Raw genomic sequence first — 12743 nt, forward strand, 5'->3', positions numbered from 1 at the left:
ATTTATGACATGTAGTCAGTCGTTTTTATTTACAATGCTTTCTCTCGCATTACTGTCAGGCTGTACCACAGTTGAAGAACAACCAAGTTCCGATAATATTGCGACCACTACTTCAGTGGATGGCGTTAAGGTGGTGGGCGTTGCTTATAAATGTCGAATTGATCAGTCTGAAAGTGAATCACAAGGTAAGTTTGAAAAGCCTTTCTTAATTGAGTATTCCGGTCAGGAACAAGCAATGCTCGTTGAGCGTTCAGGCTCTTATCCACTTATTCGCGTAGAATCGGCATCAGGTAGTAAATATGCATCGGTAGATGGTATGCAAACATTTTGGGGAAAAGGAGATAAAGCTATTATCACTTTAAACCACGAAACCTTTCACGACTGCTTCCAAGTGAAAGAGTAAAGTTTTATAAAAAAGGGCCTTTGAGCCCTTTTTTTAGAACTGTAGTTTTAGAGTATTTATTGTTGGTATCTAACAGCATAGCGATTTGGCTTATGATTCATAGCTAATGTGATGTTTAATATAATCGCGCCGAGTACCGAAAGGGCGATAGTCCAGCTTGATACAAAAAATAGCGATGCGATAACAATACTACAATCGAGCAGCATTTGAGTTTTACCAACAGAGACTCCTGTCTTATCTTGGATTAATAAGCACATCACATTAAAACCGCCTAAGCTTGAGCGGTGGCGAAATAAAATCAACATACCAATACCAATTAATAACCCACCGGCTATTGCGCTAAAAATTTCATTGATCCGACTCAGCACGATAACGTTGTACAATTGGTCGGCAAAAATAGCGACTAACGCACCACAAAGGAGGCTATTAATCGCAAAGGCTTTCCCAAAGCGTAGCCAAGCTAAAGCATAAAATGGTAGATTAATAAAAAAATATAAGGTACCGAAGGATAAAGAAGAAAGTTGGCTCAGTAATAGTGCCAACCCCGCTGTGCCACCAGTAATGAGTTGCGCAGACGAGAGAAAAAACACGCCTAATGCGACTAAAAAACTTCCAACTAGTAGTGCAATTCCATCTTCTCGTTTTGTGTGTTTTTCCATCACTGAAATAATATTCTTGTCCATAATTAACGAAATTCTAATCAATGAAGTGTGATTATGGTACTTTTGTTAGAAAATCATGGTTAACGAGTTGTATTCGAATGTTTACGCAAATGTAAACTTATTATATGGTTTGTACACCATAAACAAAGAATGGTGGAAATCTGTTCACTATTACTTTTCTTCAACCTAATTGTTAAGTTTTTGCATGCAGAAAGTTGAGATTGCTACTTTCTGATATGGATCAAATTAGGTAGAATAACGCCTATCAAAAACAGTGACGAAAACGTTTGCTTTGCGTCGTTGGCTGTATTTTTACGAAACTTACCGTTTTTATGGACCTTTCGGGTTTTTAGGACTTTTCAGATAATCTGAACCAGGAGATACAAATGCTTAAGCGTGATATGAACATTGCGGATTACGATGCGGATCTTTTTACCGCAATTCAGGAAGAAACTCTTCGTCAAGAAGAGCACATTGAGCTTATTGCTTCGGAAAACTACACCAGTCCACGTGTGATGGAAGCCCAAGGTTCTCAGCTAACCAATAAGTACGCAGAAGGTTATCCTGGCAAGCGTTACTACGGTGGTTGTGAGTACGTTGATAAAGTAGAAACTTTAGCGATTGAACGTGCATGTGAGTTATTTGGCGCTGAATATGCAAACGTACAACCTCACTCTGGTTCTCAGGCGAATAATGCAGTTTACATGGCGCTGTTAAATGCAGGTGATACCGTATTAGGTATGAGCCTAGCGCACGGCGGTCACTTAACTCACGGTTCACCAGTAAACTTCTCTGGTAAGCTTTACAACATCATTCCTTACGGCATTGACGAGAAAGGTCAAATTAACTACGAAGAAATGGAAGCGCTAGCGGTAGAACACAAACCAAAAATGATCATTGGTGGTTTCTCTGCTTACTCTCAAGTTTGTGATTGGGCGCGTATGCGTGAAATCGCAGATAAAGTAGGTGCTTACTTCTTCGTAGATATGGCTCACGTTGCTGGTCTTATCGCGGCTGGTGTTTACCCGAACCCAGTGCCTCATGCGCACGTAGTTACGACAACAACGCATAAAACGCTTGCTGGCCCACGCGGTGGTTTGATTCTTTCGAATGAAGGTGAAGACCTTTATAAAAAATTAAACTCAGCGGTTTTCCCTGGTGGTCAAGGTGGTCCTCTAATGCACGTTATCGCGGCAAAAGCGGTAGCTTTCAAGGAAGCACTAGAGCCAGAATTCAAAGAATACCAAGCTCGCGTTGTTGCCAATGCAAAAGCGATGGTCGCAGAATTTATTGCTCGCGGTTACAACATTGTTTCTGGTTCAACTGAAAACCATTTATTCCTTGTTGATCTAATCGACAAAGATATTACTGGTAAAGAAGCCGATGCTGCTTTAGGTTCAGCTAATATCACAGTAAATAAAAACTCAGTACCAAACGATCCACGTAGCCCATTTGTAACTTCTGGTATTCGTGTTGGTTCACCATCAATCACTCGTCGTGGCTTCACTGAAGAAGATGCGAAAAACCTTGCTGGCTGGATGTGTGACATTCTAGACAACATGGGTGATGAGTCTGTGATTGAAGCAACTAAAGCAAAAGTATTAGAGATTTGTAAGCGCAAACCAGTTTACGCATAATATTTCTGGATAAAAAGGAGCGATTTCTGCGGCAGAGGTACTCATTTACTAGCGTAAAATCCGTGCCTCTTTCTTGAACTCGCTCTTTTTATTTTGAAATTAAACTCGTTGTAAAACAGTTTATAGCAGCGTCAGATAAGAGACGAATTTCGTAACTCGAATCTAGAGCGCTTCGCTTCTCGAAAGAGATAAAACCCAGCCAGAAATGGCTGGGTTTTGTTTTGGGATAATACCAATCGTACTAAATTATCTAATCATCCTTGCTTGTTAAAAGGCTCGATAACTGCGTTATAAATTTTGATTGTAGAATACTACTTATCGAAAATTTTCGCCTTGTTCTCAAACCTTTTTCCTACGCAATTTCTGACTATTTAATTAGTGTGATTGGTATAAATAATAAAAAAGCCTCAGTTTGCACATTCAAACTGAGGCTTTAAGATTTTCTCGAAACTCGAAACTCGAAACTCGAAACTCGAAACTCGAAACTCGAAACTCGAAACTTAGTCGTCTTTGTTGATGCTAATCATTGAGCCAGACTTACATTTGAACATGTAGTAACGAGAGCTTTCGTTAAATTGACCTAGACCTTCACCAGAACAATAAGAAGCATTTAGGTCACGCATTGTGTCTAAAGTTTTCGCGTTGTCCATTGCGAACTTCGAGCCGTCAGCACAAACGATACGAACTTTACCGTCATCACTGGTAGAGAATACTTTTACTTCAGTGTTGCATAGTTCGAACGACGCATCTAAGTAATTATCTTCTTGAGTGGTGCTTGAACAGCCTGATAAGGCTAATACTAGCAATCCTGCTAATCCTACATATTTCATATTTATTACTTCCTATATCTATCCGTAGAGATACCCGGACCAAAATGTGAGTGATGGTGAGCACTAAGCGATCACTGAAATTACAGTAAGTGTAACCTTATCGCTAACTTTGCTCAACTTAGAGATAAAATTTATTCGATAATGACGATGAAGCTTAGGTGTGCAGTCGCTAAGCCTAGTTATTTCGGATAAACTAGATCAATAATAAAGAATATAAAACGACTCTGATTCGAGGGAGAGAGGATGCACTGCCCATTTTGTTCTGAAAATGACACTAAAGTCATTGATTCGCGATTAGTTGCCGATGGTCATCAAGTACGCCGTCGTCGCCAATGCCTTGCTTGTAGTGAACGTTTTACTACCTTTGAAAGCGCAGAATTAGTGATGCCTAAAGTGATAAAAACCAATGGTAATCGAGAGCCTTTTGATGAAGATAAAATGATTGGTGGTATTCAACGCTCGCTGGAAAAACGCCCTGTCAGTGCCGATGCGGTTGAACTGTCGATCAGCACTATTAAATCGAAATTGCGCGCCACCGGTGAACGTGAAGTGCCAAGTGAAATGATTGGCAACTTAGTGATGGAACAACTCAAAACTCTCGACAAAGTTGCCTATATTCGTTTTGCTTCGGTTTACCGTAGCTTTGAAGATATCCGTGAATTTGGTGAAGAAATTGCACGTTTAGAAGATTAATTATTTATCTCTAAGATCTACAATTTTAGCTATTGGAATAAAGTCATGACTCAAGTTGTGTTTTCTGCTTTTGATTATCAAATGATGACTCAAGCGATCGCTTTGGCAAAACAAGGTATTTATACCACTGCGCCAAACCCTAACGTTGGTTGTGTGATCACCAAAGATCAGGCTGTGATTGGACAGGGAGCACATCTTAAAGCTGGACAACCACATGCGGAAGTTTATGCCCTGCGTCAAGCCGCTGAACAAGCCACAGGCGCAACCGCTTATGTAACGTTAGAGCCTTGTTCTCATTATGGTCGTACGCCACCTTGCGCGGAAGCATTAATTAAAGCGCAAGTTGCTCGGGTAGTGTGTGCGATGCAAGATCCCAACCCTCAAGTGGCAGGCCGAGGCATTCAAATGTTGCGTGAGGCTGGCATTCAAGTAGATGTCGGTTTGCTTGAGCAAGATGCCATTAATCTCAATCCTGGTTTTATTAAACGAATGAAAACAGGGATGCCATTTGTTCAGCTTAAATTAGCCGCTAGCCTTGATGGTAAAACCGCACTCGCGAATGGTGATAGTCAATGGATTACAGGCCCGAAAGCACGTCAAGATGTACAAGCATACCGAGCCAAAGCGGGCGCGATTCTATCTACCGCTAAAACGGTGATCGATGATAACGCATCACTCAATGTTCGCTGGCAAGATCTCCCTGAGTCAATTCAAGCGGTTTACCAACAAGATTCACTACGACAGCCTGTACGAGTTGTGCTTGATCGACAAGCTAAGTTGCAAAACCCTGAATATACCGATTTAAAATTATGGCAACAGCAAGGCGAGATCCTTACCTTGCATGATTTGGCGATTGAAGTACCAGATCCCTTTAAGTCTAGCCATCAATCACGAGCAGCCAAGGTCGTTGAGCAACAGTTTGATCTGCCAAGTGTATTAAAGCAACTTGCTGATGAGCATAATATTAATCATATATGGGTTGAAGCTGGCGCTCAGTTAGCCGCAAGTTTCATTGAGCAAAATTGTGTTGATGAACTGATTATTTATCTTGCACCAAGGTTGATGGGCACAGATGGTCGTGGTTTAACTCAACTGTGTGGCCTAAGCTCAATGAATGATTTGATTGAACTAGATATTCAAGATGTGCGCATGGTAGATAGTGATATTCGCTTAACCGCAACCATCAAGAAAAAATAGAATTTTAATGAGAAAGAGACGTTATGTTTACAGGAATTGTTGAAGCGGTCGGTACTATCTTGGCGATTACCCCTAAAGGTGAAGATGTCACCATTAAGGTTGATGCCGGTAAGCTAGATATGTCGGATGTACACTTAGGTGATAGTATCGCAACCAATGGTGTTTGTCTGACAGTGGTGGCATTTGATCAACGTAGTTATCGCGCTGACTTATCACTAGAAACCTTAAAGCGCACTGGTTTTTCACAATATCAAGTGGGAGAATCAGTTAACTTAGAAAAAGCCATGCTTCCTTCGACTCGCTTTGGTGGACATATTGTTTCTGGGCATATAGATGATGTTGGTGTAATTATCGATCGTCAACCAGTTGGTCGTGCGATGGAGTATTGGATTGAAGTCCCAAGTCATCTCGCTCGTTACATTGCCGAAAAAGGTTCTGTTACCATTGATGGTATTAGTTTAACGGTTAATGATGTTCGTAAAAATGCTTTTAAAATCACAATTGTTCCGCACACTTCACAAGAAACAACCGTCAATAGCTTTGTCGTTGGACGAAAAGTTAATTTGGAAGTGGATGTGATTGCCCGTTATTTAGAACGATTAATTACAGGTAAGGCGGAAGAAGAAGCGACACCGGTTTCTCGCGTTACTATGGACCTATTGCAAAAAAATGGCTTTGCTTAACTTTATTTAATTTAACTCTATTTTCGAGTTATTTGCAGCCAAGTCAGCCTCAGCAGAATAAGAATAGTTAGGAATTCAATATGCCAATTAGCAGTTCAAAAGAAATTATTGATGATATTCGTCTAGGTAAAATGGTTATCTTAATGGACGATGAAGATCGTGAAAATGAAGGTGACCTTATTATGGCCGCTGAACATATCACGCCTGAAGCGATTAATTTTATGGCTACTCACGGTCGTGGTTTGATTTGTCTCACATTGACTAAAGAGCGTTGTCATAACTTAGGCTTGCCGCCAATGGTGCAAGACAATAATGCTCAATACACGACTAACTTTACTGTTTCAATTGAAGCAGCCGAAGGAGTAACAACTGGCATTTCAGCTGCGGATCGCGCGGTAACCGTTCAAGCGGCTGTTGCTAAAAATGCTAAAGCTGCAGATCTAGTACAGCCTGGTCACATTTTCCCCCTAGCTGCGCAAGATGGTGGCGTATTAACTCGTGCAGGCCATACCGAAGCTGGCTGCGATTTGGCGCGTCTTGCTGGTCTAGAGCCCGCTTCTGTTATTGTGGAAATTTTAAATGAAGACGGCACCATGGCGCGTCGTCCTGATTTAGAAGTATTTGCTGAAAAGCATGGAATTAAATTGGGTACGATTGCCGATTTAATTGAATACCGTAACAACACTGAAACCACTATTGAACGTGTGTCTGAGTGTAAATTGCCAACCGAATTTGGTGAATTTGATCTCGTGACTTACCGCGATACGATTGATAACCAGATTCATTATGCACTACGTAAAGGTAATGTGACTGATAATGCCTGTTTGGTTCGAGTTCACTTGCAAGATACTTTCACTGATCTATTGCATTCGAATCGTTCAAGTGATCGTAGTTGGTCTCTGGATGCGGCAATGCAGCGGATTAACCAAGAAGGCGGCGTGCTAGTTATTCTAGGCAAAGAAGAAACCGTAGAATCAATCATTCATAAGGTAAAAGTATTCGAGCAACAAGATAATGCCACTGCACCTGTAATGGCCAAAAAGCAGGGTACTTCACGCCGAGTGGGTGTGGGTTCTCAGATCCTTGCGGATTTAGGCGTAAAAGATATGCGCTTATTATCGTCGTCAGATAAGCGTTACCATGCATTGTCAGGTTTCGGCTTGAATGTCGTAGATTATGTAACGGAATAGAAAAAGGTTCCTAGGTGCTAGTTTCTAGAAGAGAGCTGTCAAAAAGTCTTATTTTAATTAGATTTGTTGGCGGCTTTTCTTTTCCTAGAAGCGAAGCGTAACTATAGACTAGGAACCAGGGACAATTATCAATAGATATCGCTCACAAATTTGTGGTAGAATCCGCCGATTCTCACTCTCTAGAAAACAGTTAAAGGATAACTTATGAAAGTAATCGAAGGTGCTTTTGCCGCTCCGAATGCAAAAATTGCTATCGTTATTTCTCGTTTTAACAGCTTTATTAACGAAAGTTTACTTTCAGGTGCAATTGACACATTGAAGCGTCACGGCCAAGTAAGCGATGACAACATCACGGTTGTTCGTTGCCCTGGTGCGGTTGAATTACCACTTGTTGCACAACGTGTGGCAAAGACTGGTAAGTTCGATGCGATTGTTTCACTTGGTACGGTTATCCGTGGTGGTACACCGCACTTTGATTATGTATGTAGTGAGTGTAATAAAGGTCTGGCTCAAGTGTCTTTGGAATATAGTCTTCCAGTAGCATTTGGCGTATTGACTGTTGATACAATCGATCAAGCGATTGAACGCGCGGGCACCAAGGCTGGTAACAAAGGGCAAGAAGCTGCTCTTAGCGCACTTGAGATGATCAACGTTTTAAATGAAATTAACTAATTTTTTGCAATCTAATTCCTAATGGGGGCTCGCGTGAAACCAGCCGCACGTCGTAATGCACGTCAATTCGCACTACAAGCGATTTATTCTTGGCAAGTCACTAAAGAAAATGTGGCAACTATTGAACATCAGTTTCTAACCGGTGAAAAGTATGATGAAGAAGAACATCATGCTGGTGAACCTAGCTTAAAAGCACCAGAAACGGATGTTGCTTATTTTCAAGACTTACTGTCAGGTGTCGTGAACACAAACATGGAATTAGACAGCAAGTTACGCCCATACCTTTCTCGTCCAATGCAAGATTTGGATATGATGGAATTAGCGTTACTTCGCCTTGCGATGTATGAAATGACTAAGCGTGATGATGTACCATACAAAGTGGTTATCAACGAAGCAATTGAGCTTGCTAAAGTCTTTGCCGCAGAAGATAGTCATAAGTTCATCAATGGTGTGCTTGATAAAGCGGCACCGCACGTACGTAAAAAGTAATTTCAAAGCATTGTGATTCAGGTCTCTGAAACACAAGTTGATGAAACAAATCGTCGATGAAATAAATAGTCGAAAAGGTCAGCCAAGCGCTGGCCTTTTTTGTATACTTTGACCTTTCAATTAGCGAGTGTGTTCATGTCTGGTGAGTTTAACTTAATCGAAAAATATTTTGCCCATAAACAAGTCAATCGAGCGGATGTTGATATTGCATTAGGCGATGATTGCGCGTTGATTTCACCACCACCTGGTTATCAAATTGCCATCAGCACCGACACGGTAGTACTGGGTACTCACTTTCTTATTGAAGCGGATCCTGCTGCGGTGGCTCATAAAGCTTTGATGTCTAATATTAGCGATCTGGCTGCGATGGGCGCAACGCCGGCGTGGTTTTCTATGGCTCTGACGCTACCCGAGATTGATGACGCGTGGCTCACTCCATTTTGTAATGCCATGTTTAAGTTGGCGGATGAACACGGTTTGCAACTGATTGGCGGAGATACCACCAAAGGCCCTTTGAGTATTTCATTTACTATTCAAGGATTAGTGCCAACTGGGCAAGCGCTAACTCGTGGTGGTGCTAAAGTCGGCGATTCGGTTTATGTCACCGGTCAATTAGGCGATAGTCATGCGGGGTTAAGCGTGATTTTGCAATCGGAGCTTCATAGTAAGCGCTACGCAAAAGAGTTGGTTGAGCGTCATTTTTACCCGCAATCTCGCATTGGTGTGGCGGAAAGGCTACGCGGTATTGCCACAAGCTGCATTGATATTTCCGATGGGCTGGTGGCCGATCTTGGGCATATCTTAAAACGCTCGAATGTCGCGGCTGAAATTGATGTCGCGTTATTGCCTTTATCGGCAGAAGTGATTGAATTTTGTGGAGAACACAATCTCGCTCAACAAGTGGCTCTGCAAAGCGGTGAAGAGTACGAATTGTGTTTTACTGTAGCTGATGAGAAGAAGTCGAAACTTGCTAAGGTTGAGCAGCAAACCGGTTGTCAGCTCACTTATATCGGGCAAATTGTGTCACCGCAATCATCACAAAACGTATCTCAGCTTACTTTGTTACGTGAAGGGCAACCGCTGTTATCGGATGATCCTATCTTGCAAGCGCAAGGTTTTGATCATTTCTATTAATATATTTATAAAAACATAGGCACAACATGTCACAACAAAAACCATCCATCAATCCATTGTCTCGCATTAAGTTGTCGAATCCTTGGCACTTATTGGCAGTGGGTTTTGGTAGCGGTTTATCTAAAATCGTTCCCGGTACCATGGGGACGCTTGCCTCGATCCCGTTTTATTTATTATTGGTGCAATTACCTACGCTGGCGTATGGCGTTGTAGTGATCGTGGCCGCCTTATTAGGTATCGTCATCTGTCAGAAAACCTCAGATGATATGCAAGTGCATGATCATGGTGCGATTGTGTGGGATGAGTTCGTCGGATTTTGGATCACCATGAGTGTGGTGCCTTTTATGGGGTTACCACATTATGATTGGCAAACTTTATTGATTGGCTTTGTTTTATTTCGAATTTTTGACATGGTAAAGCCGTGGCCGATTAGCTTGCTCGATCGTCATGTTCATGGTGGCTTTGGCATTATGATTGATGATGTGTTGGCTGGTGTGTTTGCTGCGATCAGTTTATGGCTGGTGGTTTTGTATTTATAACGATTGAAGGAAAATAAGATGTCTAAGAAAGTATATTGTGTGGCGCAGTTTCAACCGAAAGAAGGCAAGCTAGATGAGTTGTTTTCGGTACTTCAAGCACTAGAGCCAAATACTCTACGTGAAGATGGCTGCCTGCAATATGTAGTGACCCGTCACCGCACAAGTCCATTTGCTGGTGGTGAAAGCTACCCTATTGCTTTTCATGAAATCTGGGCAAGTAACGAAGCGTTTGAAGCGCACTGCCAGCGTCAAGAAATTGCTGACTTCTTTCAACAGCAGTGTGTGGCTGAAACCGGACTAGTCGAAAAGTCGAATGTTGCGGTTTATACCGACGAGCCGACTAATTTCGACTTGATATAGTAATATTAGGTCTCCAGTGAGGCCTAATATTAATACTGTTCGGGCTGATGAGGTAATGAATCAATCAATCCCGACTCTCGATAAAGATAGTAAATCTCAAATTCATACAGTACATCGTAGGTTTTGTGTTTACATTTTTCTAATGCTATAGCCGTACTCTCTTCTAGATCAAACTCATCGTTTTGGATTGTATCAACAGTGACACTAGTAATCCGCATATCGCCTAAATAAGAGACAGCCGTTATTGTAGTGGTGCCTTCTATATGCATAGTTTTATAGATGATTTTTTGAATAAAATCCTCTAGGTTCTTTTCAATTTTTGTTCTATCTAATTTCATTTTATTGCTTCTATGGTTATTGAATATACATTGATATTTTTTGTTCGATACCTATAGCATTTAAGTGCAATTCATCATATAGCTCATCTTGTGTGCCTTGATGAACAAATTCATCCGGTAAGCCTAGTTGCAGTACAGGTTTAATTTGCTTGCGTTGCATTAGAAGCTCAATCACACCTGAGCCAGCACCGCCGGCGATTACATTTTCTTCTAGTGTAACCAGCACGTCGTGTTCACTTGCGAGTTTAAGTATGAGTTCTTCATCAAGTGGTTTGACAAAGCGCATGTCTGCAACGGTAGCATCAAGTTGTTCAGCCGCTTTTAATGCTTCAGGTAGGAAAGTACCGAAAGATAAAATCGCAATTTTAGTCGTCGAATTATTTGCAAGGTTAGTTTCTCGTACGATACGACCTTTACCAATTTCAAGTTCAGTCATGTCGGTTTGAACTTCAGCACCACAGCCAGATCCGCGAGGGTAGCGCACTGCACTAGGGCCTTGGTGTTTATGGCCAGTGTAGAGCATTTGGCGGCATTCATTTTCATCACTTGGTGCCATGATCACCATGTTAGGAATGCAGCGCATAAAGCTGAGATCGAAGGCACCTTGGTGTGTCTGACCATCTGCACCAACTAAGCCGGCACGGTCAATAGCAAACATTACAGGTAAATCCATAATCGCTACATCGTGAATCAATTGATCGTATCCACGTTGTAGGAAGGTCGAGTAGATCGCGACAATCGGGTTTTGACCAGCAATTGCCATACCTGAAGCAAGTGTGACCGCATGTTGTTCAGCTATCGCTACATCAAAATATTGCTGTGGGAACTCTTTAGAAAAACGCACCATGCCAGACCCTTCACGCATTGCAGGTGTAATCGCCATTAACTTAGGATCCTGCGCGGCCATATCACATAGGAAATCACCGAAAATTTTAGAGAAGGTAGGTTTACCACCACTGCTTTTCGGTAATGAGCTTTCTTCAGGGTTAAATTTAGGAACGCCGTGGTAACCAATCGGATCTTTTTCCGCAGGCTCGTAGCCTTTGCCTTTTTTAGTCATCACATGTAAAAACTGAGGACCTTTTAATCCGCGCATGTTTTTTAATGTTTTGACCAGCTCCTTAACATCGTGGCCATCAATCGGGCCAATGTAGTTAAAACCAAGCTCTTCAAACATGGTACCAGGAACGACCATGCCTTTGAGGTGCTCTTCTGTTCTGCGTACGAGTTCTTTGATTGGTGGCACATTAGAGAGTACTTTCTTACCACCTTCACGGATGGAAGTGTAGAAGTTGCCAGTAAGTAGTTGAGCTAAATGATTGTTGAGTGCACCGACGTTTTCAGAAATCGACATTTCGTTATCGTTTAAGATCACTAGCATATCGGCATGCACATCACCGGCATGGTTCATGGCTTCAAAGGCCATACCAGCGGTAATCGCACCATCACCGATTACACTCACTACTTTACGATCTTTACCTTCTTTTTGTGCGCTGATTGCCATGCCTAATGCAGCACTGATTGAGGTAGACGAGTGACCAACGGACAGTGTGTCATATTCACTTTCACCACGCCATGGGAAAGGATGCAAACCATCTTTTTGACGGATAGTTGGCATGTGCTCGCGGCGACCCGTTAAAATTTTATGCGGGTAGGCTTGGTGACCAACATCCCAGACGAGTTGATCAAATGGCGTGTTATAAACATAGTGAAGCGCAACTGTGAGTTCAACTGTGCCAAGGCCAGATGCGAGATGGCCACTTGATTGGCTTACTGAATTGAGTAAATAAGTACGCAGCTCGTCACATAGCGGTGATAAGCTTTCTTTTGGTAAAGTGCGCAACTCGTCAGGTGTATTGGCAAGTGCGAGTGTTGGATACTTTGATATATCAAGAGTCATAAAATTTTAGCGCTTA

15 protein-coding genes are annotated in these 12743 nt (G+C 42.0%); 11 read left to right on the forward strand and 4 right to left on the reverse strand.

What is annotated here, in order from left to right; all coding sequences use genetic code 11:
- Positions 1 to 4: 4 nt before the first annotated feature.
- Positions 5 to 403 (forward strand): MliC family protein, encoded by a 399-nt coding sequence (locus tag QQJ93_RS13005; RefSeq protein ID WP_089123405.1) that lies wholly within the window; start codon positions 5 to 7, stop codon positions 401 to 403.
- Positions 404 to 459: 56 nt separating this feature from the next.
- Here the strand turns inward: QQJ93_RS13005 and QQJ93_RS13010 are convergent, their stop codons facing one another.
- Positions 460 to 1062, reverse strand: coding sequence for a YitT family protein (locus QQJ93_RS13010; protein ID WP_089123613.1), 603 nt, complete (start codon positions 1060 to 1062; stop codon positions 460 to 462).
- Between the two features lie 389 nt (positions 1063 to 1451).
- On the opposite strand from QQJ93_RS13010, the gene glyA reads away from it, so the two are divergent.
- Entirely contained in the window at positions 1452 to 2702 is a 1251-nt protein-coding gene (gene glyA / locus QQJ93_RS13015) for a serine hydroxymethyltransferase (protein ID WP_089123404.1), read from the forward strand.
- Between the two features lie 500 nt (positions 2703 to 3202).
- On the opposite strand, the gene QQJ93_RS13020 is transcribed toward glyA, so the two are convergent.
- Positions 3203 to 3532 carry a hypothetical protein gene (locus tag QQJ93_RS13020; RefSeq protein ID WP_089123403.1) on the reverse strand — a complete coding sequence of 110 codons (330 nt, stop codon included), beginning with the start codon at positions 3530 to 3532 and terminating at the stop codon, positions 3203 to 3205.
- A 243-nt stretch (positions 3533 to 3775) separates the two neighbouring features.
- On the opposite strand from QQJ93_RS13020, the gene nrdR reads away from it, so the two are divergent.
- The 9 genes from nrdR (at position 3776) to QQJ93_RS13065 (ending at position 10489) form a co-directional block, all read left to right on the forward strand.
- Positions 3776 to 4225: a transcriptional regulator NrdR gene (gene nrdR, locus QQJ93_RS13025; RefSeq protein ID WP_089123402.1), complete on the forward strand. Its 450-nt coding sequence runs from the start codon at positions 3776 to 3778 to the stop codon at positions 4223 to 4225.
- 45 nt (positions 4226 to 4270) lie between these two features.
- Positions 4271 to 5422 carry a bifunctional diaminohydroxyphosphoribosylaminopyrimidine deaminase/5-amino-6-(5-phosphoribosylamino)uracil reductase RibD gene (ribD, locus tag QQJ93_RS13030; RefSeq protein ID WP_089123401.1) on the forward strand — a complete coding sequence of 384 codons (1152 nt, stop codon included), beginning with the start codon at positions 4271 to 4273 and terminating at the stop codon, positions 5420 to 5422.
- 23 nt (positions 5423 to 5445) lie between these two features.
- Complete coding sequence (locus tag QQJ93_RS13035) at positions 5446 to 6105, forward strand: riboflavin synthase (RefSeq protein ID WP_089123400.1); 660 nt, start codon at positions 5446 to 5448, stop codon at positions 6103 to 6105.
- An 80-nt stretch (positions 6106 to 6185) separates the two neighbouring features.
- Positions 6186 to 7295, forward strand: coding sequence for a bifunctional 3,4-dihydroxy-2-butanone-4-phosphate synthase/GTP cyclohydrolase II (ribBA, locus tag QQJ93_RS13040; protein ID WP_089123399.1), 1110 nt, complete (start codon positions 6186 to 6188; stop codon positions 7293 to 7295).
- A gap of 204 nt (positions 7296 to 7499) precedes the next feature.
- Positions 7500 to 7967, forward strand: a complete 468-nt coding sequence (gene ribH / locus QQJ93_RS13045) for a 6,7-dimethyl-8-ribityllumazine synthase (protein WP_027696879.1) — start codon at positions 7500 to 7502, stop codon at positions 7965 to 7967.
- Between the two features lie 21 nt (positions 7968 to 7988).
- On the forward strand, positions 7989 to 8456 hold the full coding sequence (gene nusB / locus QQJ93_RS13050) for a transcription antitermination factor NusB (protein ID WP_027696880.1): 468 nt from the start codon (positions 7989 to 7991) through the stop codon (positions 8454 to 8456).
- Between the two features lie 135 nt (positions 8457 to 8591).
- On the forward strand, positions 8592 to 9590 hold the full coding sequence (thiL, locus tag QQJ93_RS13055; protein ID WP_089123398.1) for a thiamine-phosphate kinase: 999 nt from the start codon (positions 8592 to 8594) through the stop codon (positions 9588 to 9590).
- A gap of 26 nt (positions 9591 to 9616) precedes the next feature.
- Entirely contained in the window at positions 9617 to 10129 is a 513-nt protein-coding gene (gene pgpA / locus QQJ93_RS13060; protein ID WP_089123397.1) for a phosphatidylglycerophosphatase A, read from the forward strand.
- A gap of 18 nt (positions 10130 to 10147) precedes the next feature.
- Positions 10148 to 10489 carry a putative quinol monooxygenase gene (locus QQJ93_RS13065; RefSeq protein ID WP_089123396.1) on the forward strand — a complete coding sequence of 114 codons (342 nt, stop codon included), beginning with the start codon at positions 10148 to 10150 and terminating at the stop codon, positions 10487 to 10489.
- A 29-nt stretch (positions 10490 to 10518) separates the two neighbouring features.
- On the opposite strand, the gene QQJ93_RS13070 is transcribed toward QQJ93_RS13065, so the two are convergent.
- Positions 10519 to 10827: a hypothetical protein gene (locus QQJ93_RS13070; protein WP_089123395.1), complete on the reverse strand. Its 309-nt coding sequence runs from the start codon at positions 10825 to 10827 to the stop codon at positions 10519 to 10521.
- A 16-nt stretch (positions 10828 to 10843) separates the two neighbouring features.
- Entirely contained in the window at positions 10844 to 12727 is a 1884-nt protein-coding gene (dxs, locus tag QQJ93_RS13075; protein WP_089123394.1) for a 1-deoxy-D-xylulose-5-phosphate synthase, read from the reverse strand.
- Positions 12728 to 12743 lie beyond the last annotated feature (16 nt).

Origin of the sequence: Vibrio algivorus (assembly GCF_030161215.1) — a bacterium.
GTDB classification, from domain to species: Bacteria; Pseudomonadota; Gammaproteobacteria; order Enterobacterales; family Vibrionaceae; genus Vibrio; species Vibrio algivorus.

Coding starts and splice junctions, on each gene's coding strand:
- QQJ93_RS13005 (WP_089123405.1), top strand. CDS start 5: ATGACATGTAGTCAGTCGTTTTTATTTACAATGCTTTCTCTCGCATTA.
- QQJ93_RS13010 (WP_089123613.1), bottom strand. CDS start 1,062: ATGGAAAAACACACAAAACGAGAAGATGGAATTGCACTACTAGTTGGA.
- glyA (WP_089123404.1), top strand. CDS start 1,452: ATGCTTAAGCGTGATATGAACATTGCGGATTACGATGCGGATCTTTTT.
- QQJ93_RS13020 (WP_089123403.1), bottom strand. CDS start 3,532: ATGAAATATGTAGGATTAGCAGGATTGCTAGTATTAGCCTTATCAGGC.
- nrdR (WP_089123402.1), top strand. CDS start 3,776: ATGCACTGCCCATTTTGTTCTGAAAATGACACTAAAGTCATTGATTCG.
- ribD (WP_089123401.1), top strand. CDS start 4,271: ATGACTCAAGTTGTGTTTTCTGCTTTTGATTATCAAATGATGACTCAA.
- QQJ93_RS13035 (WP_089123400.1), top strand. CDS start 5,446: ATGTTTACAGGAATTGTTGAAGCGGTCGGTACTATCTTGGCGATTACC.
- ribBA (WP_089123399.1), top strand. CDS start 6,186: ATGCCAATTAGCAGTTCAAAAGAAATTATTGATGATATTCGTCTAGGT.
- ribH (WP_027696879.1), top strand. CDS start 7,500: ATGAAAGTAATCGAAGGTGCTTTTGCCGCTCCGAATGCAAAAATTGCT.
- nusB (WP_027696880.1), top strand. CDS start 7,989: ATGGGGGCTCGCGTGAAACCAGCCGCACGTCGTAATGCACGTCAATTC.
- thiL (WP_089123398.1), top strand. CDS start 8,592: ATGTCTGGTGAGTTTAACTTAATCGAAAAATATTTTGCCCATAAACAA.
- pgpA (WP_089123397.1), top strand. CDS start 9,617: ATGTCACAACAAAAACCATCCATCAATCCATTGTCTCGCATTAAGTTG.
- QQJ93_RS13065 (WP_089123396.1), top strand. CDS start 10,148: ATGTCTAAGAAAGTATATTGTGTGGCGCAGTTTCAACCGAAAGAAGGC.
- QQJ93_RS13070 (WP_089123395.1), bottom strand. CDS start 10,827: ATGAAATTAGATAGAACAAAAATTGAAAAGAACCTAGAGGATTTTATT.
- dxs (WP_089123394.1), bottom strand. CDS start 12,727: ATGACTCTTGATATATCAAAGTATCCAACACTCGCACTTGCCAATACA.